Genomic DNA, 25,549 nt, shown 5'->3' with positions numbered 1-25,549 from the left:
GGCCGGTGCCCTAATACGTCGCGAACAGCCGCGCCACCGCCTCCGGCTCCGTCGTGACGGTCAGCGCCAGGGCCAGCAGGATTCTGGCCTTCTGCGGGGTGAGGTTGTCGGCGCTGAGGATGCCGCGGGTGCGCAGCCGGGTGGTGAGCGGGACGACGCCGCTGCCGGCCCGGGTCGACATCACCACCACGATCCCGGCGGCAGCCGCCGCCTCCAGGGCCTCGGCCTCGGCCGGCGGGGTCATGCCCGGGGCAAGACCGGCCGCGACGAGGCCGCGCGCGCCCGCCGACAGGAAGGCCCGGACCGCGGTGCCGTCCGCGTCGGCGTAGCCATAGACGATATCGACCCGCGGCAGCGCGGGCAGGCTGCGGATGTCGAAGGGCGTGCCCGGTGCGTGCGCCCGCTCGGAGCGGCGATAGTAGCGGACGCTGTCGCCGTCGACATGGCCGAGCACGCCGAAATCCGGCGTCCGGAACGTCTGAAGCCGGGCCACCGAGGTCTTGGTCACCTCGCGCGCCGCCTGGATCTCGTCGTTGAGCACCACCAGCACGCCGCGCCCGCGGGAGGCCGGCGCCGCGGCGGTGCGGATCGCGGCCACGAGATTGAGCTTGGCGTCGGTGGAGAGGGCGCTCATCGGCCGCTGCGAGCCGACCAGCACCACCGGCAGATCGATCGTCAGGGTCAGGCTCAGGGCGTAGGCGGTCTCCTCCAGGGTGGCGGTGCCGTGCCCGATGACGATTCCCGCGAGATCCGCATGCTCGGCCGCGAGGCGCTCGCACAGGCGCACGAGGTCGCGCCACTCGGCAAATCCGATCGCCGGGCTCGGGACCGCCTGGAACGGGACCGGCACCACCGTGGCGACGGTGGCGAGTTCCGGGACCGCCTCCAGGATGCCGCCGGCTTCGAGGCGCCGGTCGGTGGCGGTGTAGTCGAGGATGTCGAGGGTGTCGCGCCCGAGGGACGAGATCGTCCCGCCCGTGCCGATGAACGCGACCTTGGGCAATCCGGTCCCCGATCCTGCCGCCATGCCGTGCCTCCCGACCCTGTCCGGTCGCGCGAATGCGATGGCGGAGTGATGCCGCGTCGCGCGGCCGAGGTCGACCCCGGCCGCGCGCAGGCGGGCGATGCGTCGGGCGGGCGGCCCCCTCGGCCGGCCACGCCCGCACCGCCGGCTCAGCTCTGGAAGTCGACCAGAAGGGCCGAGAGGCTGCTGCTGCTGTTGGTGGTGCCGTTGGCGCCATAGCCGGCGCCGACCGACTGGCTGCTCTGGAGCTGCTGCATGAAGGTCGAGAGGAGGTCGTTCGTCGACTGCGTCACCGACGTGGAGGACGAGGTCCCGCTGCCGGTGCTGCCGGAGGCGGCGCTCCCCGGCGGCGGACCGGGCGGGGGGCCGGGCGGCGGACCGTCCGGCCCGGACACGTCGCCGGTGGCGTCCGCGCTCTGAATGCTCTGGCCGTGGCTGGAAAACAGGTTCTTCAGCTCCGTGGCCTGGTCGGTGGTGAGGCTGCCGCTGCTGACCTGATCGGCGATCAGGCCGTCGATCCGATCCTTCATGGAGGACGGGTCGAGCTTGGACCGGGTCGTGGTGCTGCCCGAGGCGGAGCTGTCCGACGACAGACTCGAATCGATGCTGCTCAGGGCGCTGGTGAGCGCCGTCGCGTCGGTGCTGCTGATCGTGCCGGCCGACAGCGCGCTGCTGATCGTGTCGGACATCTGGGTCTTGGGCGACGGAGGCGGCGACCATCGCTGCGCGGAGAGCTGCGATGTCGCGGTGGATGAGACGGTACTCATGAGGGGGCTCGGGTCACGGATGAGCCGGATTCGCCCGGCGGCGGGTCCGTGTGCAAATTACCCACGCGAGTCTTAAGGCCGCGTTTCCGGAACCGCCCGGATCCCCGTCGCGGTGCCGGGTGCAGGGACGGCCCGGAGCCGGGGCGCGACCGGGAACCCCGATCGCTGAATTCAGAGGCTCGCGGCCATGCGCAGCGGCGGCGCCTCGGCCGGGCGCGCCGCGGCCTCGGAATGGCCGTAGAGGCCGCGGTGCTTCGGGTTGGGCGACAGCCGGTCGGTGAGGCCGATCACCGTCTCGGCGGCCCCCAGCAGGAGCGCGCCCTCCGGTGCGAGCTGCGCGGCGAGCCGCGCCAGCACGTCCGACTTCGTCGGCGCATCGAAGTAGATCAGCACGTTGCGGCAGTAGATCACGTCGAACTGGCCCAGCGAGGCGAAGCTGTGCAGCAGGTTGAGCTGGCGGTAATCCACCATGCTGCGCAGGCTCTGGGCGATCTGCCACTGCTCGCCGACCTGGGTGAAGTACTTGATCAGCCACTGCACCGGCAGGCCGCGCTGAACCTCGAAATGGCTGTAGAGCCCGAGCTTGGCCTTCTCGATCACCTCGGTGGACAGGTCGGTGGCGACGATCTCGACCTGCCAGCCGGCGAGCCGCGGCGCCGCCTCCTGGAGCAGCATGGCCAGCGAGTAGGGCTCCTGCCCGGTGGAGGCCGCCGCGCACCAGATCCGCAGCCGGCGGCGGCTGGCATTGCGCGCCAGCACGTCCGGCAGGAGCGTGTCGCGGAACAGGTCGAAGGGGATCCGGTCGCGGAAGAAGAAGGTCTCGTTCGTGGTCATGGCCTCGACCACGGCCCGCTCGATCGTTCCGTTCTGGGCGAGCTTGAGGGCGCCGATCAGGTCGCCCAGGCTCGCAAGCCCGAAGCGGCGGCAGACCGGGGTCAGCCGACTCTCCACGAGGTAACGCTTCTCCGGCGTCAGCGCGAGGCCGGAGCGCTGCTTCAGGAAGCTGCGCAGGAATTCGAACTCGAGTTCGGTCATGCCGGCTGCCCCGTGATCATGGCGCGGAGCGCCGTCGCGAGTTCGGGCAAGGGCAGCACGGCCTCGGCGAGCCCGGCCCGCGCGACGCTGCCCGGCATGCCCCAGACCGTGCTGGTGGCCTCGTCCTGGGCCAGAACCGGGCCGCCGGCCTCGGTGAGGGCCCGGGCGCCGTTGGTGCCGTCCGAGCCCATGCCGGTGAGGATCACGGTCGCGGTGGCGGCGCCGAACACGACCGCCGCGTCCTTGAACAGGACGTCGACCGCGGGGCGGCAGAAGTTCACCGGCGGGCCGTCGGTGAGCTTGATGATCGGGCCGCCGGCGGCCGCGGCCAGTCCCATGTGGCGGCCGCCCGGGGCCACGTAGATGCGGCCCGGTTCGACCCGCTCGTCGGCCTTGCCCTCGGCTGCGGGGAGCCCGGTACGGGTGGCGAGGTGTTCGGCGAAGACCGCGGTGAAGATCGGCGGCATGTGCTGGACGATCAGGACCGGCAGACGGCGCAGGGCGGCCGAGCCGATTCCCTCCAGCATCTCGCCCACCGCCCGCGGGCCGCCCGTGGAGGAGCCGATCAGCAGGGCCCGGGGCTGGGTCCGGTTGCGGACTTTGGGCCGCAGCGTGAAGGGGGTCGCGGGGCGCGCGGCGGCCGGCGCCGGATGCGCCACGACCGCGGGTGCGTGGTGCCCGACCGCAGGCCCGGCGGGGGCGTGCGGGGTGGCCGGCACATGGCCGAAGGCGGGGCGCCGGCTCCGCGCGCGGGCGGAGCCGAACACGCGGACGCGCTCGATCAGCTCGACCCGGAACGTGTCCGAGGTGGTGACGCCACGGCTGCTCTCGGGCTTGGCGATGTAGTCTACCGCCCCGAGGGCGAGGCATTTCAACGAGATGTCGGCGTTGCGCGTGGTCAGCGTCGACATCATCACGACCTGCACGCTCGGGCTCATGGCCAGCATGCGCGGCAGCGCGGTCGTGCCGTCGAGTTCCGGCATCTCGATGTCGAGCAGGACCACGTCCGGGTCGTGCTTGGCCATCAGCTCGAGGGCGATCCGGCCGTTCGAGGCCGTGCCGACGAGCTCGAATCCGGCCTCGCCGATCCAGCGGGCCACGAGGCCGCGCACCACGGCGGAATCATCGGCCACCAGAACCCGGATCGTGGTGGCGGATGCGGTCGTGCTCGGGGTGGTGGGTGTACGGAGCGGAGCAACCGCGGGACTCAGGGCCATGATGCTTGCCTCGGGTACAGGTCGCGGGTGCAGGGGCGTCGGAGCCGAATCGTGCGGTCAGGCCGCGTCGGCGACGAGACCGACCTGTTCGAGCTTGGCCGTCAGGATGTCGCGGTCGAAGGGCTTCATGATGTATTCGTCGGCCCCCGCCCGGAGGGCGCGGGCGATCGCCCCGACATCGTTCTCGGTGGTGCAGAACAGGACCTTCGGCACGCCCCCGCCCTCGCTCTGGCGCAGGGCCTGGAGGAAGGCGTAGCCGTCCATGTTCGGCATGTTCCAGTCGAGCAGGATCGCGTCCGGCATGCTGGCGGCACAGGCTTCGAGGGCGGCGCTGCCATCCTCGGCCTCGCTCACGTTCATGCCGAGATCCTCGATGATCCGCCGGGCGACCTTCCGGATCACCGCGGAATCGTCCACCACCAGGCAGGTGGTCTCGTGGGGCGCCTTCATCGACCTCTCCCTCAAGCCGCCTTGGCGCCGGCGGGCGTGAAGCCGAGGAGCGCGTCCACGTCGAGGATCACCAGGAGCCGCCCGTCGAGGCGATGGACGCAGGTGGCGAGATCGCGGAAGCGCGGATCCAGGTTGATCGGCACCGCCTCGCGGCTGTCGGCCCCGAGCTTCAGCACCTCGCCGACGCCGTCGACCACCAGCGCGAAGGTCTCGCCGGCCTGCTCCAGGCCGATCGCCATCTTCGGGCTGGCCTTGGTGCCGTCCGCCTGGGCCTCCGCGTCGGGCAGGCCCAGCCGCCGGCGCAGGCTCATGGCCGTCACCACGCGGCCGCGCAGGTTCAGGAGGCCGACGATCTCGGCCGGCGCCAGGGGAACCGGCGTCACGCCCGAGGGGACGAAGACGTCGTGCACCCGCTCGATCGCCAGACCGAACAGCGTCTCGCCGACATAGACCGTGACGAAGTCGTCGGTGGCGCCGGTCTCGACGCCGTTGGTGGTGGCGCCGCTGGTGTTGGCGTTGGCAGCCTGCATCGGAACTCTCCGGATTCGATCGTCTCGATCGTCTCGATCGTTTTGGGGCGGGCGGCGTGCAGGCTCAGGCGGCTTTCGACACCGTGGCGGCGCCGATCTCGGCCAGCGCCGAGATCAGGCCGCTGCGGTCGAACTTCGCCACGAGGTCGCTGATCGCCAGGGCCCGGGCGCGCTCAACCGCATCGGCGCCGATCGCGCCGCTGAGGCCGATCACCGGGAGCCCGGCGAGGCGCGGCTCAGCCCGGCGCATGGCGGCGACGAGGTCGAAGCCGCTGCGGCCCGGCATCTCCAGATCGGTGACCACGACCTCGATCTGCGGATCGGCCTGGAGGGCCGCCAGCGCCGCGTCCGCGCTCGCCGCGGTGACCACCTGGTAGCCCGCCGCCTTCAGCACCGGGCTCAGCATGTCGCGGAAGAAGGCCGAGTCGTCGACCAACAGGATCGTGGAGATCTGCTCGGGCCGCTTCAGGCCGCGCGCCCAGTCGTCGTAGGCCAGCGGCAGGAAGTGGGCGATGTTGATGATGTCGGTCGCCCGGCCCCGCAGCACCGCCGAGCCGATCAGGTCCGACCGGTCGGCCGCGATCTCGATGTCGAGGCGCTCCTCGACGATGTCGACGATCTCGTCGACCACGAGGCCCATGGCGCGCTCGCCGTCGGAGAACACCACCAGGGCCTGCGTCCCCTCCGACTTGATGGTGATCGCCGCGTCGGCCGGGACCAGGGGCATCAGGCGCCCGCGATACTGGATCAGCGCGCGGCCGCCGAGCCACTCGACCTTGGCGCACTCGATCTCCTCGAGGCGGGTGACCAGCGACAGCGGCACCGCCTTGAAGCTGCCCTGGCCGCCCTTGAACACCAAGAGCGTGGTCTTGGTGTCGGCCATCTCCACCGCCTCGTCGGCGTCGGCGTCGATGTGGCCGCCGCTGCCCTGGACGCCCTGCGCCACCTGGCGGGCCACGCCGTTGGGATCGACGATCAGCACCACGGCGCCGTCGCCGAGGATCGTGTTACCGGCAAACATCGGGATGTGCCGCAGCTTCACCGACATCGGCTTCACGACGATCTCCTCCGTGTGGAAGACCTCGTCGACGAGGATGCCGAAGCGCTCGCGCCCGACCTGGGCGACCACCACGAAGCCGGCCTGCTCCGCCTCCCCGCCCGGGCTCGACTGGCCGAGCAGGCCGGTGAGCGAGACGATCGGCAGGAGCCGCTCGCGCAGGCGCAGCACCGGCGCGCCGTTGATGTGCTCGACCCGCTGCGCCCCGGCATCGACCCGCACCAGCTCCAGCACCGCCACCTGCGGCAGGGCGAAGCGGTGCTCGCCGGCCCGCACGATCAGCGCGGCGACGATGGCCAGCGTCAGCGGGATCTTGATGGTGAAGGTCGTGCCGCGCCCCGCCGTCGTGGCGATGTCGATCAGGCCGCCGATGGTCTCGATGTTGGTCTTGACCACGTCCATGCCGACGCCGCGGCCCGAGACCGAGGTCACCGCCGCCGCCGTCGAGAAGCCGGCGTGGAAGATGAACTTGGCGACCTGGGCGTCGGTCATCCGCTCGACATCGGCCTGGGAGGCGAGGCCGCGCTGCACCGCCTTCTGCCGGATCGCCGCGAGGTTCAGGCCCTTGCCGTCGTCGGCGATCTCGATCGTGATCGTGCCGCCCTCGTGGTAGGCGGCGAGCCGGATCGTGCCGCGGGCGGGCTTGCCCGCCGCCACGCGCTCGGCGGTCGATTCGAGGCCGTGATCGGCCGAGTTGCGGACCATGTGGGTCAGCGGGTCCTTGATGACCTCAAGGACCTGCCGGTCGAGCTCGGTCTCGTTGCCGACCATCACGAGGTCGATCTGCTTGCCGAGTTCCGCCGAGAGGTCGCGCACCACGCGCGGCAGCTTCTGCCACGCGTTGCCGATCGGCTGCATGCGCGTCTTCATGACGCCTTCCTGCAGCTCGGCGGTGACGTGCGACAGGCGCTGCAGCGGGACCTTGTAGCTCGAATCCTCGTGGCGGCGGGCGATCTCCAGGAGCTGGTTGCGGGTCAGCACCAGCTCAGAGACCATGGTCATCAGGTGCTCGAGCGTGTCGACGTTCACCCGGATCGTCTGATTCTTGGCGGCGGCGGTCGTCTCACCCTCGGCGCCCTCGGCCTTCTCGGCGCGGGCCGGCTCGGGCTTCTCGGCCTCGACCGGCTCGACCCTGGCCTCGGCCTTCGGCGGCGCGCTCGCCGCGGGGGCCGCGGGCGTCGGGGCCGGCGCGGCGGCAAGGGGGGCCGGCGGCGGGAGGAAATCCGATTCGTCGGGACCCGGGGCCGACAGGAAGGCGGCTTCCAGCTCGTCAAGGGTGACCTCGCCGGGCTTCAGCTCGCGGACCACCGGATCGGGCAGCACCGGCTCGGGCGGCGGCGGGGCGACGGCCTGCGGCTCGGGCGCGCCCTCGGCCATGCGCTCCAGGGCGGAGATGAGGTCGTCATCCGAGCCCGAGGGCTCGGTGCCGGTGGCTTCCAGATCGGCCAGGATCGCCTTGAGCCGGTCCAGCGTCAGCAGGATCAGGGTGACGGAATCCGACGTGGCGGGCAGCCCGTCGCGGAAGCGGCCCATCAGGGTTTCCGCAGCATGCGCCAGGGCTTCGAGCCGCGGAAGGCCGAGGAATCCGCAGGTTCCCTTAATCGTGTGCACGAGACGGAAGATGTTTCGCAGAATAGTCTCGTTGTTCGGATCCTGCTCGAATCGAACAAGTTCTGCATCAACCGTGTCGAGATGCTCCCCGCTCTCGGTCAAAAACTCGCGAAGCAGGTCGTCCATAGGCGCTACTCGTTACGCGGAGAAGGTCTCGCGCAACCTACTTACTCGCGCGGGGTTAGGGAAGCGTTTCCATCCCGGCCCCGCGTCTCGGTTTTTCAGAATTTCACGCCAGGGCCGTGTCCGAAGCCTCGCCGTCGGGGTCTTCGGGCGCTCCGATCACTGCGGGGCTCGCGGCGGGCGTGGCGGTGATAGTCACTTCATCACCCTCGATGGCGAATCGCACATCCATGGCGGCGGCCCGCGCCACGAGGCCCGCGTAGAACGGCAGGATGCCGTGCGCGTCGACGGTGCCGCTCTCGGGGCGGCCGGCCATCAGCTCCTCCACGTGGGGTGGGATGCGGGCATGCGAGCCCTTGGCCTTGAGCACCAGCGTGGGCGCCTCGGCATCGCCGGAGACGACGACGTCGATCACGCCGCCCCGGGGAATCGCCGAGGTGGCGACCATCACGAGGTTGAGGAGGAGCTTGACCTTGTTCTTCGGGAAGAGGGCCTGGGGGGCGCTCCAGGTCAGCTTGGTCTTCTCGTCGGAGAACATGCCCTTGGCCACGCCCTCGGCGTCGGCGAGGTCGATCGAGGCGCCGGCCGAGCCCGCGGCCCCGAAGGCGATGCGGGCGAATTTCAGCCGCGCCGAGGCCTGCCGGGCGCTCTTGCCGATCAGCTCCAGGGCGAAGGTCCGCATCGATTCGTCCTGGTCGTCCTCCAGGACCTCGAGCCCGTTCACGATCGCGCCGACGGGGCTGATCACGTCGTGGCAGACGCGGGAGCAGAGCAGGGCGGCGAGGTCGAGGCCGTCGAGATGCAGGGTGGGCGAGGTCGGGGAGGACATGGTGCGCTCCGGGCGGGCGGATCTGAGGTGCGGACGTCTGCGGGTCGGGGCCCCGATCGAGGCTGCCGGGTTCCGGCCGCCCGGCTCCCGGGCGCCCAGTCCTCGGCCGCCCCTGGGGCGATCGAGTCGCCCGAGGGGGTCCCGCACGGCCTGCAGGTCGGACCGGGGGCGACGACCGGTCCGCACGGATAGACGCCACGGTCAGCTTTGAAAAGCGTTACCGGATCGGACGGAGGGCGGGGCGGCCCCCGATTCCGGATCCGCATAGCCCAGGATCCGCCCAGCCCAGGACCCGCCCAGCCCAGGATCCGCGCGTCCCTGCGCGCGCGGGGCCGGACACGGGCGGCCCGGTCGGTTACGATGCCCGCCCCGTCGCGCCAGGGAGGATGCGGCATGAGAGACGAGACCGGTCTCCGGAACGGATCGGCCACGACGCTGCGCGCGAGCCTGAGCCCCCGGCTCGGCCTCGCCGATCCGGACGCCGCGCAGGCCCGGCTCGCCGAGATCGCGCCGGCCCTTCCGGCCGGTTTCCTGACGCCGCCGTGCCGGGACCTGCTCCTCGGCCTCGCGGACCATTCGCCCTTCCTCTGGCGGGCGGCCACCCGGTCGCCGGACCGGCTCGTCGCCCTGCTGGAACAGGCGCCGGACGCGGCCAGCCGGGACATCATCGCCCGGCAGCGCGCGGTCGGCGCGTCCTGCGGGGCGAACCCCGACCTCGCCGAGGTCGGCCGGCGGCTGCGCGCCAACCGGGAGGAACATGCCCTCCTGGTCGCGCTGGCCGATCTCGGCGGTTGCTGGGATCTCGACGCGGTGACCCAGGCCCTGTCGGCCTTCGCGGACGCCTCGGTGAGCGGGGCGGTCGAGGCGCTGCTCCGGCAGGGGATGGCGGCCGGGCGGTTCCGGCCCGCGGATCCGGAGGCGCCGCAGGACGGGTCGGGCCTGATCGTCCTCGGCCTGGGCAAGCTCGGCGGCTGCGAGCTGAACTATTCGAGCGACATCGACCTCGTCGTCTTCTACGAGGCCGGCTCCGCCGCCGCGGCCACCGGCGGCGATCCGAAGCCCTTCTTCGTCAAGCTGGCGCAGGGGCTGGTGAAGCTCCTGGCCGACCGGACCGCGGACGGCTACGTCCACCGCATCGACTACCGGCTGCGGCCGGACCCGGGCTCCACCGCGGTGGCGCTCTCCACCGGCTTCGCCTTCGACTACTACCAGACGCTCGGCCAGAACTGGGAGCGCGCGGCCTTCATCAAGGCCCGACCGATCGCCGGCGACATCCCGGCCGGCGAAGCGTTCCTCGCGGAACTGGCGCCGTTCATCTGGCGCCGGCACTTCGACTTCCCGGCCATCGCCGAGATCCACGCGCTGAAGCGGCAGATCCACATGGTCCGCGGACACGAGACCATCGCGGTCGGCGGCCACGACATCAAGATCGGCCGCGGCGGCATCCGGGAGATCGAGTTCTTCGTTCAGACCCAGCAGCTCGTCTTCGGCGGCCGCAAGCCCGCCCTGCGGGGGCGTCGTACGGTCGCGATGCTGGCCGAACTCGTCGCGCAGGGCTGGATCGACGGGCAGGCCCGGGACGAGCTGCGTGCGGCCTACACGTTCCTGCGCACCCTGGAGCACCGGATCCAGATGATCCGGGACGAGCAGACCCAGCGCCTGCCCACCGGGACCGAGGCGCTGACCGCGCTGGCGCTGTTCGCGGGCTTTTCCGACCTGGCGGCCTTCGAGGCGGCGCTGCTCCACCACGCCGGCCGGGTCCAGGCGCATTACGCCCTGCTGTTCGAGGCCGGGCCGGAGGCGGGCGGGGACGGGCCCCCCCTGGTCTTCGGCGCGAGCGAGCCGGAGCCCGCGACCCTGGCGCGGCTCGGCGCCTTCGGGTTCCGGGATCCGCCCCTGGCCTGGGAGACCGTGCAGGGCTGGCATCTCGGGCGCCGCCCGGCCCTGCGGACCGGCCGGGCCCGGGAGATCCTCGCCGAGGTGCTCCCGGCGCTGCTGCGGGCGCTCGGCGGAACCGCCGATCCGGACGCGGCGCTCCTCGCCCTCGACCGGGCCTTCGCGCGGATGCCCGCGGTGGCGGAACTCCTCGCCATCCTGCGCTCGCACGAGCGCCTGCGCCTCCTGTTCGCCGACATCCTGGGGACGGCACCCCGCCTCGCCGACACGGTGGGCCTGAGCCCGCACGTCCTCGACACCGTGCTCGACGCGGATTTCGTGACGCCGACCACCGATCCCGATCAGGTCCGCGCGCAGTACCGGGCGCTCCTGGGACAGCCGGCGAGCCACGAGGAGAGCCTCGACCGCTGCCGGGACGCCACGCGGCAGATGACCTTCGTCACCGGCGCCCGCCTCCTGTCGGGCATCCTCACGCCGCGCCAGGCCGGGGAGGCCTACGCGGCGATCGCCGACGCGACGGTGGCGCTGAGCCTGGAGGCGGAGGAGCGCCGGTTCGCCCTGGACCACGGCACGCTGCCCAAGGGACGCTGCTGCATCCTGGCGCTGGGCCGCCTCGGATCCCGGCAGCTCAGCGCGGAATCCGACCTCGACCTCGTCTTCCTCTACGATTTCGACCCGGAGAATCGCACCAGCGACGGCCGGCGCCCCCTCGATGCCGTGGTGGCCTACAACCGGCTGGCGCAACGCGTGTTCGCGGCGCTCACCACGGCCACGCGGCGGGGGCGGCTCTACGCGGTCGACCTGCGGCTGCGGCCCTACGGCAGCCACAGCCCGCCCGCCGTGCAGCTCAGCGGCTTCGCGGCCTATCACGGCGGCGAGGCGGAACTCTGGGAGCACATGGCGCTCGCCCGCGCCCGGGTCGTGGCCGGCGACGCCACCCTGGCGGCCGACGTCACGGCCGCGATCGCCCGGGTGCTCCGGCAACCGCGCGAAACCGCCGCCGTCTGCGCCGAGGCGGGCGCGATGCGGGCCCTGGTCGCCCGGGAGCGGGGCCATGCCGGCCCCTTCGACCTGAAGCTCGCACCGGGCGCGCTGTTCGACCTCGACTTCCTGGCCCAGGCCCTCGTGCTGAGCCGGGCCCGCGACTGGCCCGGCTGCATCGGCCTCGGCGCGGAGGCGCTGTTCCGGGAGGCGGCGGCGCGCGGCCTCCTGCCCGCGGCAACGGGCGAGGCCCTCGCCGAGACCTACGGGTTCCTCGACGCCGTCTATCAGTGGCAGCGGCTCGTGATGACCGATCCCGCCGCGGAGCCCTCCGAGACCGCGGCCCGGCAGATCGCCAAGGCCGTGGGCCTTCCGGACGCCCGCAGCCTCGCGGCGGAGCTGCGCCGCCACCGGCGCCGGAGCCAGGCCCTGCTGGCGCGGATCCGGCGGACTTTGCGGATGCCGGGCGCCGCGGATGTCCCGCCGGAGCACGGCTGACGGGGCCGTCCCGGCCCGACAGGCCGGCCGCACACCCGGGAGACACGGTCGACATTGCCGGCGGGCTCGGGCATTCAGGGTCGCCTCCGGAGGGACCATGACGAGCGCGACGACGATCTCGGAACCGGAGCGTGAGCGGATCGCCGCGGCGCTCGCCGAGATCGCCTGCGCGGCGGGCGAGATCCTGCGCCGCTACCATCGGGCCCCCTGCCCCCACGCCCTGAAGCCGGACGGCTCACCGTCGAGCGCCGCCGACACCGAGGCCGAGGACCTGATCGTCGAGGCCCTCGCCGGACGCTTCCCGGGGATCGCGGTCGTGGCCGAGGAGCGTGCCCAGACCGACGCGACACGGCCGGCCGACCTCTTCTTCCTCGTCGATCCCCTGGACGGCACCCGCGACTTCCTCGCCGGGACGCCGGACTACTCGGTCAACATCGCGCTGGTGTCCGGCGCCCGCCCGGTGGCCGCCGCCCTGGCGGCCCCGGGGCTCGGCCGGGTCTGGTGGGCGGGCGCAGCGACCGTCGAGGGCGCGGTGGTCGCCGGCCGGCCAGGGGCCGGGCGGCCGGTCCACACGCGACCGGCGCCGGAGGCCGGCCTCGTCGCCCTGGGCAGCCGGCGGCACGGCGATCCCGAAACCGCCGCCTGCCTCGCGGCGCTGCCCGTCCTGGAGACGCGCCAGGTCGGATCCGCCCTCAAGTTCGGGCTGATCGCCGCCGGCGAGGCGGACATCTACGTGCGCTGCGGCCCGACCATGGAATGGGATACGGCCGCGGGCGATCACATCGTCGCGGCGGCGGGGGGCTGCGTGGTGGTGCCCGGCGGTGGCCCGATCCGCTACGGGCAGCACGGGCCCGATCATCGCAACGGGCCCTTCGCGGCCCTGGGCGATCCCGCCCTGGCCCCGCGCCTCGCCCTGCCGACCAGCAGGCCGACGGGGCCGCTCAGCGCGGCGCATCCATAGGCGGGACGTCCTGCAGGGCACGCAGGGCCGGCCACGCCGCCTCCGCCTGCCGGACCAGGTCGGGCTCGGCCAGGAACCGGGCGCGGCGCTCGGCATTCCGGAACAGGTAGAGGCGCTCGCCGATCACCGCGAAGACCAGGGGATCGGCATCCACCAGCCGGCCCTCGAGGATTCCGGCAGCGTCGTAGCCCCCGAGGCGCGGGGCGTAGACCGGCGGATCGTCCCGGAAGGCCTCGCGGTTGGCGCCGCTGGCGAAGCGCCAGACCCGGCCGTCCCAGGACAGTTCGAACCGGGCCGCCCCGGCCTGCGGCCCGCCCTCCAGGAAGTAGCTGACGGGGTCGAAGCCGTTGAGCGTCAGCAGCGCGATCCGCGTCTGGGACGGCAGGCCCTCTTCGGCCGCGGCGCGGCGGGGGCCGCCCCCCGGCAGAGGGTCCAGCGTGGCCGTCAGCGCGAGGGCCAGCGTGATCGTCAGCGCCGCCCCCGGGATGATCGCCGCGGCCGCGGGGTCAGGACGCGTTAACCACATCTTGCGAATTCCCTCAGAAGCTGGTCCGACTCATCCGCCCGGGTTCGCGGGACGCACGGCCCGGATGGATGGCGGCGCCCCGGCCGATCCGGGGCGCAGGCGCGGCCGCTGCCGGCCCGGCGGGACGAGAGCGGCCCAGGTCCATCGCACGAACCGTTAATCGAACCGGGCGAGGAGACAACGATGATGGCACGAGACGATCGCGGCACCGACCGCCGCACCCTGCTGCGGGCGGGCCTCGGCCTGGCTCTCGGCGCGCCCTTCGGCGCCTCTCTCGCCGGCCTCGCCGCCGCGGAGCCGGCCCGGGCTGCCGGCGAGGACCTCGACACGCCCGAGACCTTCCGCCCCGGCGAGATCGTGGAATCCGGCCACCGGTTCTTCGGCACCGTGTCGCGCGGCCTCGCGCTCACCGTCGAGGAGGCGGGCCGGCGCTGGGGCGAGCCCAACGGCTATATCCTCGGACAGGAGGGCGGCGGCGCCCTGGTGGCGGGCGTCCGCTACGGCGAGGGCACCCTCTACACCCGCAATGCCGGGCAGCGGCGCATCTACTGGCAGGGCCCGTCCCTCGGCTTCGACGTCGGCGGCGACGGCGCGCGCACCATGATGCTGGTCTACAACCTGCCGAACGTGCGCAACCTGTATCGCCGCTTCGCCGGCGTCGACGGCTCAGCCTACCTCGTGGGCGGCTTCGGGATGACCGCGGTGGTCAACGACCGGACCATCGTCGTGCCGATCCGCAGCGGCGTGGGCGCGCGCCTCGGGATCAATGTCGGTTATTTGAAGTTCACCCGTGAGCCGACCTGGAACCCGTTCTGATCAGGAATCCGTTCTGATTGACCGGTGCCGCAGGATTTCACCCCCGCGGCCAACCTGGGCTAGAGTGGACTTGGGTCGGGTCTTCCGGCCGGATGCGCGGACTGCACCCTCGTGATCGAAACGGTGATGATCTTCGCGCTGGGCTTCCTGGCGGCGAGCCTGTGCGGCCTGCTGCTGCTGCCGGCCCTCAATGCGCGTGCCGCGCGCCTGGAGCGACGCCGGGCCGAGGCGCGCCTGCCCCTCTCGCCGGCCGAGATCGCGGCGGAGCGCGACTTCCTGCGCGCGCAGTTCGCCGTCCAGCAGCGCCGCCTGGAGCGCCGGGTCGAGACGGTCGAGGCGCGGCGGCAGGCCGACATGGCGGCGATCGGAGCCGGGACGATGCGGGTCGCCGCCCTGGCGCGCGATGTCGCGGCCCGCGATGCCGAAATCGCCCAGGTCCAGGCCAAGACCCGGGAGCTCGAGGCCGAACTGGCGATCGCCCGCGAGGACGGCACCGCGAGCCTCGCGACGCTCCAGGCCCTCGAGGACGCCCATGCCGACCTGCTCGACAGCCTCCTGACGCTCCGGCAGGGCACGGCCCCGGCACCGGACGCCGCCGCGCTGGTGGCCGAGCGCGACGATCTGCGCGCCAGCCTGAAGGCGGCCGAGGAGGCTCTGGCCCTGACCCTGGCCGACCGGCAGAACGACCGCTCCGGCGACCGGCAGCCGGACCGGCAACCGGATCGGCAAGCCGGGATCGAGCGGGAGAACGCCGATCTGCGCCGGCGAATCGTCGAGGTCGCCGACGCCCTCACGGGCCCGGGCCGGATGCCCCGCGCCGCCGCGCCGATGCCGCAGCACGAACGGGTTTGAGCGGATCCGCCTCCGAAACGGGGCCTCTACCACCAGAACCGGACCGAAAACCTGCGACGACTGCCTTGTTTCGACCACGCAAAGGCATCATCGCAACGTCGACGCGTCACGCATTCACAACTTCGACAGATGGTACGGATACCCATGCGCCTGAAGCCGATCGCCCTCGCCGTCGCGGCGTCCGTTGTCCTGACGCTGCCGGCGGCGGCGCAGCAGACGAAGCGCGGCAACGAGACCCTGAAGAAGTACTGCACCGGCGATTACCTGACCTACTGCGGCAATCTGGCCCCCGACGATCCGGCCACCGACGCCTGCTTTCAGAAGAACTGGAAGAAGCTGAGCGAGAACTGCCGCCGGGCGATCGACGCCTACGAGGCCGAGCAGCAGCAGAACGCCCCCGCCAAGAACCGGCAGGGCTCGCAGGGCGGCAAGGAGCGGCGGGGCTGACGCCTCTCCGCTGACAATCCTCGGCCGAAAGTCCCCCGAGCGGGCCATCGGCCGAGGACCGAGCCCGGCCTGTGGCGGGGGCGCGCTCGCGCCGGGGCTCGGCAACGGCTAAGGTAGCGCTCCCGCCGGCCATCGCGTGCCGGTGCCGAGCCCGCCGGACCCTCGCGCGATGTTGTCGAAACCCGCCCTGAAACTCCTCGCCGTGTCCGGCCTCGTGGCCCTGGCGGTCTCCGCCTGCGGGCGGCGTGGTGCCCTGGAACCGCCGCAGACGGCGGCCCCGGCCGCCGCGCCGGCGAGCGGGGGCGCGGCGACCGGGCGGCGGACGCTGCCGGTCTCCGTCGGCCTCGGCGGGGGCGCCCCGGAGCCGGATGCGGCCTCGGTGCGCGCCGGCGACGAACTCTCCGTGGCGGCAGTGCCGCCGGGCGGCACCGATGCGCCGGTGGAGACCAGCCGCGGCGCGCGGCGGGGCTACCGCGTGCCGAAGGAGCCTTTCATTCTGGATCCGCTGCTGTAGAGGGCTGAGGCCGGCACGGCGCCACGCCGCCGGCAGGCCGTCGTGGTGCTCCGCGCCCGGTGACCCGGTCGGATCCGGTCGTCGGCGTGCGCCCGCGTCGGCCTGCGGCGGGGTGTTTCACGGGAAACAGGCCGCGCTCCGGCGCGCAGACGAGACACGGCCGAGATGCACCATTTCCACTATCGCGACGGCCGCCTGCACGCCGAGGCGGTCGACCTGACCGGCCTCGCCGCGGAGGTCGGGACGCCGTTCTACTGCTACAGCACCGCCACCCTCGAGCGGCATTACCGCGTCTTCGCGGAGGCCTTCGCGGCCGACGACGCGCTGGTCTGCTTCGCCATGAAGGCGAATTCGAACCAGGCCGTCCTGCGCACCCTCGCTTCCCAGGGCGCCGGGATGGACATCGTCTCGGGGGGCGAGCTGCAGCGGGCGCTGGCGGCCGGGGTGGATCCCGGCAAGATCGTGTTCTCCGGCGTCGGCAAGACCCGCGCCGAGATGGAGGCCGCGCTCAAGGCCGGCATCTTCTGCTTCAATGTCGAGAGCGAGCCGGAACTCGCGGTCCTGTCCGACGTGGCCGTGGGCCTCGGCCTCAAGGCCCCGGTCTCGATCCGGGTGAACCCCGACGTGGATGCCGGCACGCACGCCAAGATCTCCACCGGCAAGTACGAGAACAAGTTCGGCATCCCGATCACCCGGGCGCCGGCGGTCTACGCCACTGCCGCCGCCCTGCCGGGGATCGCGGTGCACGGCGTCGACATGCATATCGGCAGCCAGATCACCGATCTGGCGCCCTTCGCCGACGCGGCCCGGCTGCTGGCGGACCTCGCCCGGACGCTCATGGCGGCCGGCCATCCCCTGCGCCACATCGATTTCGGCGGCGGTCTCGGGATCCCCTATCGCGACGACAACGCGCCGCCGCCGGATCCGGCCGCCCTGGCGGCGACCCTGCGGCCGCATTTCGCCCCGCTCGGCCTGCGGCCGGTCTTCGAGATCGGCCGGATGATCGTCGGCAATGCCGGGATCCTGGTGACGCGGGTGCTCTACGTGAAGCACAGCGAGGGGCGCACCTTCGTGATCGTCGACGCGGCGATGAACGACCTGATCCGCCCGACCCTGTACGAGGCCTATCACGCCCTGCGGCCGGTCCTCGAGCCAAGTTCCGGGACGCCGCGCCTCGTCGCCGACGTGGTGGGTCCGGTCTGCGAGAGCGGCGACTATCTCGCTCTCAACCGTGACATGCCGGCGGTGGCGGCGGGCGACCTGATCGCCGTGATGAGCGCCGGCGCCTACGGGGCGGTGCAGTCCTGCACCTACAACACGCGGCCCCTGGTGCCGGAGGTTCTGGTGCGGGGGGACCGGGCGGCCGTGGTGCGACCGCGCCTCGACGTCGACGCGCTGATCGCCCTCGACCGGGTGCCGGACTGGCTGGCGTGAGCGGCGCGCCCGCGTCCCCGTCGGCCGCCGCGGCCGACCGGCGGCTGCCGCTGTCGGTCTTCATCATCGCCCACAACGAGGTGGACCGGATCGGCGCGACGATCCGGGCGGTGCGGGGCCTGACCGACGATCTCGTGGTGGTCGATTCGGGCTCCACCGACGGCACGCAGGCGCTGGCGGCCGCGCTCGGCGCGCGGGTGATTCACAATCCCTGGCCGGGCTACGGCCCGCAGAAGCGGTTCGCCGAGGAGCAGTGCCGGCATGTCTGGCTCCTGAACCTCGACGCCGACGAGGTGGTGCCGGAGGATCTCGGCCGGGAGATCCGGGCCCTCTGGGCCGCGGGCGAGCCGCGCCGGCCGGCGTGGCGGATCGGCATCGCGGAGATCTTTCCCGGCGAGGGCCGCCCGCACCCGCTCGCCTATACCCTGACGCCGGTCCGGCTCTACAGGAAGGACCGGGGCCGTTACGCTGCCTCGCCGGTGCACGACCGGGTGGCGCTGGAACCCGGCGTCATGCCGGGGCGGCTCAGGGGCGTGATCCATCATTTCTCGGTGCGCTCGCTCGGCGACCAGCTCGACAAGCTGAATCGCTACTCCGACCAGCAGGCGGAGGACTTGGAGACGCGGGGCGTGGTGATCCCGACCTGGCGGGTGTTCGTGGAACTGCCGGGCAACTTCCTGAAGGCCTATCTCGGGCGCCGCCACTTCGTGCGCGGCACCTACGGCTTCCTGACGGCGATGAACTACGCGATCTCGCGGCATCTGCGCGTCGCGAAGCATGTCGAGCGCCGCCGCGTGGCCGCCGCCCGCCAGGATCGGGTTGACCCGCCGGATCCGACCTTCTAGAGCCAGAGCGCCGGAGACGTGGCCGAGCGGCTGAAGGCACTCGTTTGCTAAATGAGCATACCCAGAAATGGGTATCGAGGGTTCGAATCCCTCCGTCTCCGCCACTTATGTGGCTTAAGTTGCTGTTTTAATTTTCGAAATCGGAAGGGCTGAAGTTGTCGGCCCACGTTGCGCCCCATATTTCGCATCGGCTTGTACCGGCCTATTTCGGATGTTGAAGGACCGTGGCCGCGCGCGCGGCAGGGCTGATGCCCCACCTCGGTAGGGGGATGTGGCGTGCAGGAGGTTCGAGAGCCGGCACGTGGCGGCCACGCTGATCCGGTTCAGAGCCTAGCGGAACCGTCGCGGGCGTGAGAAGTCGATCTGGACAACGGTCGGCCCCTCGGGAGTGGCCCGGCGCAGGCTCGCCACGGCCGGCGTCTGACAGTTTGTCCCGCTTGGAGGTGCGTCCCACAACCGGCGCGCGAAGGGTGTCCGCACCCCTGCCTCGATCAGCCCGCGAGCCTCCGGATTCTGCGGAACCATGCCCTCGCGCATCAGCGTGTCGATGACCTCGCCCAGAATGCGCGCAGAGTCGTCGAAGCTGATCTGGTCCGCGCCGGGATAGCCGCAGCGGTGCTGCTCGAACAGCCAGTCGTGAACGATGTAGGCCGGCCCATACCCCCAGGGTGAGAAGCCAGGGATGGGTTGGAGGATAGGCGGGATCGAGCCGCCATCGGTGTACATTGGCTGCGGGATGATGGCTCGGTTGTCGGTCGTCACGAAGGTGAGCGGGTCCTTCGGGTCCGGGAGGTAGGCGAACCGGTTCTCACCCTTCCATTCCACGATGAGCTTACCCTTCAGCCGTCCGCCCGGCCCCGGTTGGGCAAGAGTCGCGCAGGCCGCCAGCACAGCCGCGCTCAAGCTGACTGCCACGCTGCGGAGAAGGAAGCGCGCGAGATCGGATTGGCGAGCCCGCTCGGGGGCTCTGGTACTTGGCCCTTCGGTCACTGCTCATCCCCCGTTTGTCGCAAGCTTGACCATAACGAGCGTGGGGACGCATCCCTCAGATAGGGCACGCGCTCGCATTCAGCCTTAGCGAGCAAGCATTCTATGACCGGTGATGAACCGACCCAGGAGGTGGCGTTGATTGAGTTGGCGGTCGCGCACATCGGTGCCGAGGATCAATCTCAGCCTCACTGATGCCGTTGGGATCTCGGGGCCGCCGAGCCGCGTCAGTATGGCCCTCGCTCGCGATGGCGCAGTTGAGTTACCGCCCGCACAAACTCTCCACAGTCCGATCTTTGGATCGCGGGCGCGGGGCGGCCCGATGGATCGGCTCAGGGGCGGAAAGGGGCTGCGCGGATGTCGGTCAGCAGGATGGATCTCGTGGACGCGGGCTCGCCGGAGGCGCTCGTCAAACGCATCCTACAGGCCGAGCCGAACCTTCCGGTGCCGGTGCCGATCCAAGAGCTCTGCGCGCGACTCGGCATCCGCCGGATCGAAGACATCGACATCGACGAGTTCGAGGGCGGCCTCGTTACCGACGCGAAGCGGTCTGATGGCACCATCCTCGCCAAGCGCGTGGGCGAACCGCGTCGCCGCTTCACCATCGCGCACGAACTCGGCCACTTCCTCATGGCGCACCACGTCCCGGATCAGCCCGGCCGGTTCCTGTGCAAGAATTCTGACCTGCTCTGCGTCACAGCGAAGGAGGGCGATCAGCGGCAGCGCAGGGAGGTGGAGGCCAACCGCTTCGCCACTCTCATACTGATGCCTCCGCACCTCCTGCGGGGAGCCATGGCGGCCTTTCGCGAGCCCGATCTGCAACACGTTCTTGTGCTCGCGCGCGACTTCGCGGTCAGAAAGGAGGCGGCGGCTCGGGCCTACGTGCAGTACCATCCTGAGCGGATTGCCATCGTCGTGGCGGGCAAAGGCCGGGTGCAGCGATGCTACCGTAGCCTCTCCTTTCCGACCATCATCCACGCGGCCGGCAATCCGGTTCCGACAGGCTCGCTCTATCACAGCAGTCCGAACCAGCCGAATATCGCGAGCGACACCGTCGCGTGCAGTGCCGATCTTTGGATCGATGTGAAGCGCGACCTCCACGCTCCGGACCTCTATGAGCAGGTTTACCTTCAGAAGAACGGCTTTGCGATGATCCTGCTGCGTCTGGACGCTGTCCCGGAGGAGAGCGCTGAGGAGCGCAGGCTCAATGAGGGCTGGCGTCACCGCTTCCACTCGGGGCGACGGTAGGCGAGATCCGCCCTCACGGAACAGCCCTGACGGCCACAGCCTGCTGCTTCGTCAGAGCGGGCTGTACCGTCGTCCCCTTGCTGATCCGACGCACACCTTAGGCCGGCAGAGCAGCAATGAGGGCCGGGAATGGCGGGAACTGATGACGACCTTCGGCTGAGCCTGGATCAGGCTGCGGCAAAGGAAACGTTCCTCGACCGTGTCGGCCGCGCCGAGGACACCGAGCTGAACACTACGGGCACCGCGCCTGAAACGTCTCCTGCCTTGTCGCTGATGATCACGAACCGGCAGCGGGCGGCGCTTCGTGAGCTTGGCTTTTCCGAGGAAGCCATTCGGCAGATGACGCCCGCCGAGGCGCACGTGAAGCTGGGCTTGGCCTAGCTACCGGCATCTGAGCGCAAATTGCGCGCTTAGAAGCCGCTGCCGACCCCATCCGAGAAGCGGGCACGCTCATCATCGGGGCCGCCTCCGCTGCCGATGACCGCCGAAATCCGGGCTCTCGTATATTGGGGATGGTGGCGCCAAAGCGCGCGATAAGGCGAGATCGACCCTGGATTTTGTTCCTGATTTGTTCTAAATAACCTCACGGATCGAGCCTCTATTCAACCCCTCGGTTGCTCCGAGCTGCCCCGTGTCATGGCCGATACCGAAATCCCGCCACTGAGCCCCGACGACGCCAAGCTGATCCGCAATGAGCGGGCGAAGCTGACAGCGATGTGGGTCAACGGCGTCGCAGTCGCTTCCGTGGCTGTCGGCGGTATCTCTCCGTCAGTGGCGATTTTCTCGGGCACCGCCAGCGCGCTGACAGCTAGCGCTCTCCTGGTTGGTTGGAGTCTCCTGGCAGGCATACTACATCTGGTGGCCAGACGCCTGCTCGGAGCCCTGCGCGCGTGAGCCTGACGCTCGCACAGATGGTTGTTCTTTTCCTCGGCCCGCTCGTCCTAGCGACGATGGTCGGCGTTGTCCTGTGGCTGACGCATGAGAAAGAGTCCGACCGTATCAAGCGCGCCGAAGTTGATCGTGCGATGTGGCTCAAATATCAAGCCGAGCAGAAAGTGCCCGGAGATTAGCCGCTCTGTTCGCCTGACAAGCAGTTATCGTATAAATTTTTACTATTTCTGATTTCACGAATGCGAAGAGCTTAGCTTGCGACGCCTCGCGCTCATGCTTCGCCAGTCCGTCGTGAGATTCTTCACAGACCGCAGGTCTTCAACCCAACAGGATCCCCATGGCCGGCCTCAAGGACAAGCGTGGCTTCATCGACAAGGACCGCCTCGATCTGTCGGAACGCAAGGCTGTCGAGTTCTGGATGAAGCGCTGGGGTGTCACGCAGGACCAGCTTACGGCCGCGCATCGCAAAGTCGGGCGAATGACCAAGGACATCGCGGCCGAGCTGGGCAAGAAGCGTTAGGTCGCGAACCCATAATGGCTGGCACGGTTGAGCCGCGCCATCGTTAGCCCTCTGAGCAGGAGAGGCGTGGATGGCGCGGTTTGATCTGACGGATGCGGAGTGGGCGGTGATCGAGCCGCTGTTGCCGACGGACGTGCGCGGCAAGGAGCGCGTGGATGACCGGCGGGTGCTGGACGGGATCGTCTGGCGGCTGCGCACGGGCGCGCCCTGGGCCGACATTCCGGCGCGCTACGGCCCGCATACGACCTGCGGCAACCGCTTCCGGCGCTGGCGCAAGCGCGGCATCTGGGGTCCGCTTCTGGATTCCGTGTCAGAGGCTTACGAGGGCGACCTGCAGATGATCGACGCCACCAGCGTGCGGGTGCACCAGCACGCTGCCTGCGCCCCAAAAAAGACGGCCGATCCGGTGGCATGGGTCGCTCGCGCGGCGGCCTGACGAGCAAGATCCACGCGCTGGTGGATGCCGAGGGCCGTCCGGTGGTGCTCAAGAGCACGGAAGGCCAAGTGCATGACGGACGCGCGGCGGCCGACATGCTGGGCGGGTTGGGTGCAGCTCAGATCCTGTTGGGTGACCGGGCCTACGACAGGGACGCGCTACGCACCCGGATGGCGGAGCAGGGCGCGTGGGCAAACGTGAAGCCGATGCCCAACCGTCAGCAGGTCCTGGCGTTCAGCCCGTTCCCGTACGAGTACCGCCACTCAGTCGAGCGCTTCTTCAGCAAGATCAAGCACTTCCGCGCCGTCGCCACCCGCTACGACAACGACCCCGACAACTTCCTCGCCAGCGTCAAGCTCGCAGCCCTGCGGGTCTGGCTGCGGACTTTATGAGTCCACGACCGAGCTAGGCCCACGGCCAGCGTCCCGTCATCGCCGTCTTCTCGAAAAGCGGCATGCACGCGCCGCTGGGTTACGCCAACGACTCAATGCCGTAGTCGCGCCAGATGCAGCAACTGAGGACGCGAAGAAAATCCACTAAATTTCATTTCACCAAAGATCTACGTCGGCAATAGCGAGTGGCAGCATACACTTGGATGCTCATGCCGGAGAAGTGATTGCCGAGCGCTGGGCAAGCCGGAACGGCTTTATGGCGGGTGGTGTTTCCGGCGGCGCTTCCGTCCGCGCTTCTTCGGGGGCGGGCCGCGCCGTGCAAGGAAGGATTCCGTCGATGGACAAGACAGTCGCTGGCTTGATCGGGGCCGTCACCCTGCTCGCGGCCGCCGACCCGGCGCAGGCCGCGATGCCCGCCGAGACCAGGCTGACTGCGGCCATGCAGGCCGAGAGCTACGCCGACCTGCTCAAGCCCATCCCCAACGCGGTTGCGCTCCTCAAGGAGGCGGACGAGGCCGCGGCGAAAGCCGAACTGCTACCGGCAGCCTCCGAGGGCGAGGCCACGGTCCAGCAGGCGCAATACTACTATCATCATCATCACCATCATCACGGCTTCTACCCGCCGTTCTATCACCATCACCATCATCACCACCGGTACTACCGGCGGTACCACCACCATCACCATCATCACCATCATCACCACGGCTACTACGTGCCGTACGGGTACTGAGCCGGCTGCGGCGGGGTGGCTGGTTCCCACCCCGTCCGGCCTCACCGCTGGCTCTTGGCGGCGCCCAGGATGCGCCGGTAGGTTCCGTCGAAGACGGTGTGGGTCGCCGAGGTCCACTGCGAGTCCGCCGCCAGCGTCTCGCGGCTGGCGTAGATGCGCCGCGATTGGAGTTCGCGCTCGGCCGCCTCTTCCTCGGACATGGGCACAAGCTCGAAGTCGGCCTCGGCCGGGACGACGGTGACCTGCATGAACGGCTCGTCTTTCCGGAACACGTGGGTGCGGCCCTCGTCCGGGGCCTTGAACACCATGAAGTACATCATCGGCCACCAGTGCCGGATCAGGGCCGGTACCGCGACCGGCACGGTTCCGGTCCGGTCGGTGTAGAAGCGAGGGTGGGTCTCGGTCTTGATCGCCCAACCTTCATCCACCTTTAGGTCGATGAGGATCTGGTAGGTGTAGTAGGCGTCGCCGAAGCTCCGGAACGGCGGCCCTTGCGGCCCTGGTTCGCCGGGCTCGGCGAACGCTCCCTCGAAGACCAGCTTTCCGTCCCGAGTGCTCACGCGCAGCTCGCTGTCGTAGGGGTAGAACAGCTCGATCCCGCCCTTGGCCGCCTCCGAAAAGGGGATGCAGTGCCAGGCATATTCCTGCGAACCGTTCGTGCGGGGCTCGGGATCGCCCGCCCAACCGGGGATTTCCAAGCGCGTCCGCCGGGGGCGCAGACCCGACTCCATCAGCCTGACTTTCACCTGTCGCATTCTCGACCGTCCCTTCGATGTCGCCCATGAAGATAGGGGGATCGGAGGTACGGTTCGGCGTGAAGCACCACCATGTGATCGCACGCTGGCTTTGCCGACAAACCGCGCCGCCACGACGCTGAAGACCTTCAATGTCAGACGCGCTCCCGCACTTGGGTCGAAACGGAAGTGGCCCTGGGAGTTCGGTGCGGCCGACGCAGGGGCGGACGCCGGTCGTGATGCAGGTCTCGGGCGGCTCGCAGAGCTTCGAGGTCGCCGATGCGTAGCCTGCCAGGAAGGCCCGCTTGTATGCACGAACTGTCCAAAAGCAGATGGGGTGGATGGCTCCCGCTCCGACTGACGGCATCTCGGTGCCAAGATGTGGTCGCTGCCGAAGCAGCAGCCACGCTCATGCAGGAGCCATCCCCATGGAGATCACCACCGTCGGCATCGATCTGGCCAAGAGCATCTTCCAGGTCCACGCCGTCGACGCAGCTGGGCACGTCGTCGTGCGCAAGGCTCTGAGGCGGGCGCAGGTCGTGCCGTTCTTCGCCAAGCTGCCGCGCTGCCTGGTCGGCATGGAGGCGTGCGGCACGGCGCATCACTGGGCCCGGGAGCTCATGAGCCTGGGCCACGACGTGCGGCTGATGCCGCCGGCTTACGTGAAGCCGTATGTGAAGCGCGGCAAGACCGATGCGAACGATGCCGCTGCAATCTGTGAGGCGGTCACGCGCCCGAGCATGCGCTTCGTGCCGGTGAAGTCGACCGAGCAGCAGGCGGCGCTGGCGCTGCACCGGACGCGCGACCTGCTGGTCAAGCAACGCACGCAGTTGGTGAACATGATCCGCGGCCTGCTCGCCGAGTTCGGGATCGAGATGGCGCGGGGCCTGCGGCACGCGCTCGAACTGGCGGCCCGGCTCTCGGCCGGAGACGCGGCCGAGGTGCCGCCGCTCGCCCAGCGCGTGGTGACCGGGCTGGCCGATCAGATCGGTGCCGTGCAGATCCAGCTCACCCGACTGGAGAAGGAGTTGCTCGCCTGGCATCGGGACAGCGACCTGTCGCAGCGCCTGGCGACGATCCCGGGTGTCGGCATCGTGTCGGCAACCGCGTTGGCCGCCTCGGTGAGCGAGCCCGAACGCTTCCGCTCCGGTCGGCAGTTCGCGGCCTCGTTGGGCCTGACACCGCTGCAGAACTGCAG

Annotated in this window: 27 protein-coding genes and 1 tRNA gene; 17 read left to right on the top strand and 11 right to left on the bottom strand. The window is 70.5% G+C overall.

All coding sequences use genetic code 11. The features are described 5' to 3' along the window. Positions 1-10: 10 nt before the first annotated feature. From BM396_RS28875 to BM396_RS28840, 8 genes are all read right to left on the bottom strand, one after another. The gene (locus BM396_RS28875; protein WP_043386909.1) at positions 11-1,027 is read right to left on the bottom strand and encodes an asparaginase; all 1,017 of its coding nucleotides are present in this window, start codon (positions 1,025-1,027) and stop codon (positions 11-13) included. 146 nt (positions 1,028-1,173) lie between these two features. Continuing rightward, complete coding sequence (locus BM396_RS28870) at positions 1,174-1,791, bottom strand: hypothetical protein (protein WP_043386912.1); 618 nt, start codon at positions 1,789-1,791, stop codon at positions 1,174-1,176. A 171-nt stretch (positions 1,792-1,962) separates the two neighbouring features. Further along, positions 1,963-2,826, bottom strand: coding sequence for a CheR family methyltransferase (locus BM396_RS28865; RefSeq protein ID WP_043386914.1), 864 nt, complete (start codon positions 2,824-2,826; stop codon positions 1,963-1,965). Further along, positions 2,823-4,043 carry a chemotaxis-specific protein-glutamate methyltransferase CheB gene (gene cheB / locus BM396_RS28860; protein WP_043386917.1) on the bottom strand — a complete coding sequence of 407 codons (1,221 nt, stop codon included), beginning with the start codon at positions 4,041-4,043 and terminating at the stop codon, positions 2,823-2,825. The genes BM396_RS28865 and cheB overlap by 4 nt, the downstream gene beginning before the upstream one ends. Positions 4,044-4,100: 57 nt before the next feature. Then, positions 4,101-4,493, bottom strand: a complete 393-nt coding sequence (locus BM396_RS28855; RefSeq protein ID WP_043352407.1) for a response regulator — start codon at positions 4,491-4,493, stop codon at positions 4,101-4,103. A gap of 11 nt (positions 4,494-4,504) precedes the next feature. Beyond that, a complete protein-coding gene (locus BM396_RS28850) occupies positions 4,505-5,023 on the bottom strand; it encodes a chemotaxis protein CheW (RefSeq protein WP_043386919.1) in 519 nt (172 codons plus the stop codon). Between the two features lie 64 nt (positions 5,024-5,087). After that, positions 5,088-7,817 (bottom strand): hybrid sensor histidine kinase/response regulator, encoded by a 2,730-nt coding sequence (locus tag BM396_RS28845; protein WP_043352405.1) that lies wholly within the window; start codon positions 7,815-7,817, stop codon positions 5,088-5,090. A gap of 103 nt (positions 7,818-7,920) precedes the next feature. Continuing rightward, complete coding sequence (locus BM396_RS28840; RefSeq protein WP_043352403.1) at positions 7,921-8,643, bottom strand: histidine phosphotransferase ChpT; 723 nt, start codon at positions 8,641-8,643, stop codon at positions 7,921-7,923. A 393-nt stretch (positions 8,644-9,036) separates the two neighbouring features. On the opposite strand from BM396_RS28840, the gene BM396_RS28835 reads away from it, so the two are divergent. Both BM396_RS28835 and BM396_RS28830 read left to right on the top strand, forming a co-directional pair. Next, complete coding sequence (locus BM396_RS28835) at positions 9,037-12,018, top strand: bifunctional [glutamine synthetase] adenylyltransferase/[glutamine synthetase]-adenylyl-L-tyrosine phosphorylase (RefSeq protein WP_043386920.1); 2,982 nt, start codon at positions 9,037-9,039, stop codon at positions 12,016-12,018. 97 nt (positions 12,019-12,115) lie between these two features. Continuing rightward, positions 12,116-12,979 (top strand): 3'(2'),5'-bisphosphate nucleotidase CysQ family protein, encoded by an 864-nt coding sequence (locus BM396_RS28830; RefSeq protein WP_043386923.1) that lies wholly within the window; start codon positions 12,116-12,118, stop codon positions 12,977-12,979. Here the strand turns inward: BM396_RS28830 and BM396_RS28825 are convergent. Then, on the bottom strand, positions 12,960-13,505 hold the full coding sequence (locus BM396_RS28825) for a YHS domain-containing (seleno)protein (protein ID WP_043386924.1): 546 nt from the start codon (positions 13,503-13,505) through the stop codon (positions 12,960-12,962). The two genes, BM396_RS28830 and BM396_RS28825, sit on opposite strands and share 20 nt — an antisense overlap. A 183-nt stretch (positions 13,506-13,688) precedes the next feature. Here BM396_RS28825 and BM396_RS28820 point away from each other — a divergent pair, with 183 nt between their 5' ends. From BM396_RS28820 to BM396_RS28790, 7 genes are all read left to right on the top strand, one after another. Then, a complete protein-coding gene (locus tag BM396_RS28820) occupies positions 13,689-14,321 on the top strand; it encodes a DUF1134 domain-containing protein (RefSeq protein WP_043386928.1) in 633 nt (210 codons plus the stop codon). 111 nt (positions 14,322-14,432) lie between these two features. Further along, a complete protein-coding gene (locus tag BM396_RS28815; protein ID WP_043386930.1) occupies positions 14,433-15,173 on the top strand; it encodes a hypothetical protein in 741 nt (246 codons plus the stop codon). Positions 15,174-15,317: 144 nt separating this feature from the next. Next, positions 15,318-15,620, top strand: a complete 303-nt coding sequence (locus tag BM396_RS28810; RefSeq protein WP_043352393.1) for a hypothetical protein — start codon at positions 15,318-15,320, stop codon at positions 15,618-15,620. A gap of 169 nt (positions 15,621-15,789) precedes the next feature. Continuing rightward, positions 15,790-16,134, top strand: coding sequence for an LPS translocon maturation chaperone LptM (locus BM396_RS28805; RefSeq protein ID WP_043352391.1), 345 nt, complete (start codon positions 15,790-15,792; stop codon positions 16,132-16,134). A 165-nt stretch (positions 16,135-16,299) separates the two neighbouring features. After that, positions 16,300-17,568 carry a diaminopimelate decarboxylase gene (gene lysA / locus BM396_RS28800; RefSeq protein WP_043386933.1) on the top strand — a complete coding sequence of 423 codons (1,269 nt, stop codon included), beginning with the start codon at positions 16,300-16,302 and terminating at the stop codon, positions 17,566-17,568. Beyond that, positions 17,565-18,413, top strand: a complete 849-nt coding sequence (locus tag BM396_RS28795) for a glycosyltransferase family 2 protein (RefSeq protein ID WP_170867523.1) — start codon at positions 17,565-17,567, stop codon at positions 18,411-18,413. Before lysA ends, BM396_RS28795 begins: the two co-directional genes overlap by 4 nt. Positions 18,414-18,425: 12 nt before the next feature. Next, positions 18,426-18,517: transfer RNA gene (locus tag BM396_RS28790), tRNA-Ser, on the top strand. A gap of 226 nt (positions 18,518-18,743) precedes the next feature. Here BM396_RS28790 and BM396_RS28785 read toward each other — a convergent pair. Continuing rightward, the gene (locus BM396_RS28785; RefSeq protein ID WP_158713298.1) at positions 18,744-19,316 is read right to left on the bottom strand and encodes a DUF1353 domain-containing protein; all 573 of its coding nucleotides are present in this window, start codon (positions 19,314-19,316) and stop codon (positions 18,744-18,746) included. Between the two features lie 456 nt (positions 19,317-19,772). Here BM396_RS28785 and BM396_RS28780 point away from each other — a divergent pair, with 456 nt between their 5' ends. The 7 genes from BM396_RS28780 (at position 19,773) to BM396_RS28755 (ending at position 23,617) form a co-directional block, all read left to right on the top strand. Then, positions 19,773-20,648 carry an ImmA/IrrE family metallo-endopeptidase gene (locus tag BM396_RS28780; RefSeq protein WP_244538990.1) on the top strand — a complete coding sequence of 292 codons (876 nt, stop codon included), beginning with the start codon at positions 19,773-19,775 and terminating at the stop codon, positions 20,646-20,648. A gap of 129 nt (positions 20,649-20,777) precedes the next feature. Then, a complete protein-coding gene (locus tag BM396_RS28775) occupies positions 20,778-21,029 on the top strand; it encodes a hypothetical protein (protein ID WP_043352373.1) in 252 nt (83 codons plus the stop codon). A gap of 255 nt (positions 21,030-21,284) precedes the next feature. Then, positions 21,285-21,542 (top strand): hypothetical protein, encoded by a 258-nt coding sequence (locus BM396_RS32410; protein WP_053622063.1) that lies wholly within the window; start codon positions 21,285-21,287, stop codon positions 21,540-21,542. Then, complete coding sequence (locus tag BM396_RS28770) at positions 21,539-21,718, top strand: hypothetical protein (protein WP_043352371.1); 180 nt, start codon at positions 21,539-21,541, stop codon at positions 21,716-21,718. The genes BM396_RS32410 and BM396_RS28770 overlap by 4 nt, the downstream gene beginning before the upstream one ends. A 158-nt stretch (positions 21,719-21,876) precedes the next feature. Continuing rightward, a complete protein-coding gene (locus tag BM396_RS28765) occupies positions 21,877-22,059 on the top strand; it encodes a DUF3606 domain-containing protein (RefSeq protein WP_003600567.1) in 183 nt (60 codons plus the stop codon). Between the two features lie 70 nt (positions 22,060-22,129). Further along, positions 22,130-22,887, top strand: a protein-coding gene (locus BM396_RS28760; RefSeq protein WP_091995247.1) for an IS5 family transposase whose coding sequence is annotated in 2 segments (ribosomal slippage) — positions 22,130-22,445 and positions 22,445-22,887 — 759 coding nt in all. Because the reading frame shifts where the segments join, the coding sequence is not laid out codon by codon here. 337 nt (positions 22,888-23,224) lie between these two features. Beyond that, a complete protein-coding gene (locus tag BM396_RS28755; RefSeq protein WP_043386944.1) occupies positions 23,225-23,617 on the top strand; it encodes a hypothetical protein in 393 nt (130 codons plus the stop codon). Between the two features lie 41 nt (positions 23,618-23,658). Here the strand turns inward: BM396_RS28755 and BM396_RS28750 are convergent, their stop codons facing one another. Beyond that, positions 23,659-24,372 carry a DUF6065 family protein gene (locus BM396_RS28750; RefSeq protein WP_043352361.1) on the bottom strand — a complete coding sequence of 238 codons (714 nt, stop codon included), beginning with the start codon at positions 24,370-24,372 and terminating at the stop codon, positions 23,659-23,661. A 407-nt stretch (positions 24,373-24,779) separates the two neighbouring features. Here BM396_RS28750 and BM396_RS28745 point away from each other — a divergent pair. Continuing rightward, on the top strand, positions 24,780-25,549 hold a 770-nt coding region (locus tag BM396_RS28745), incomplete at its 3' end, for an IS110-like element ISMmg2 family transposase (RefSeq protein ID WP_091995243.1).

The organism is Methylobacterium sp. UNCCL125, from assembly GCF_900116795.1.
GTDB lineage: Bacteria > Pseudomonadota > Alphaproteobacteria > Rhizobiales > Beijerinckiaceae > Methylobacterium > Methylobacterium fujisawaense.
The sequence above is the reverse complement of the archived record's forward strand: the minus strand, read 5'-3'. Positions and strand labels throughout refer to the sequence as shown.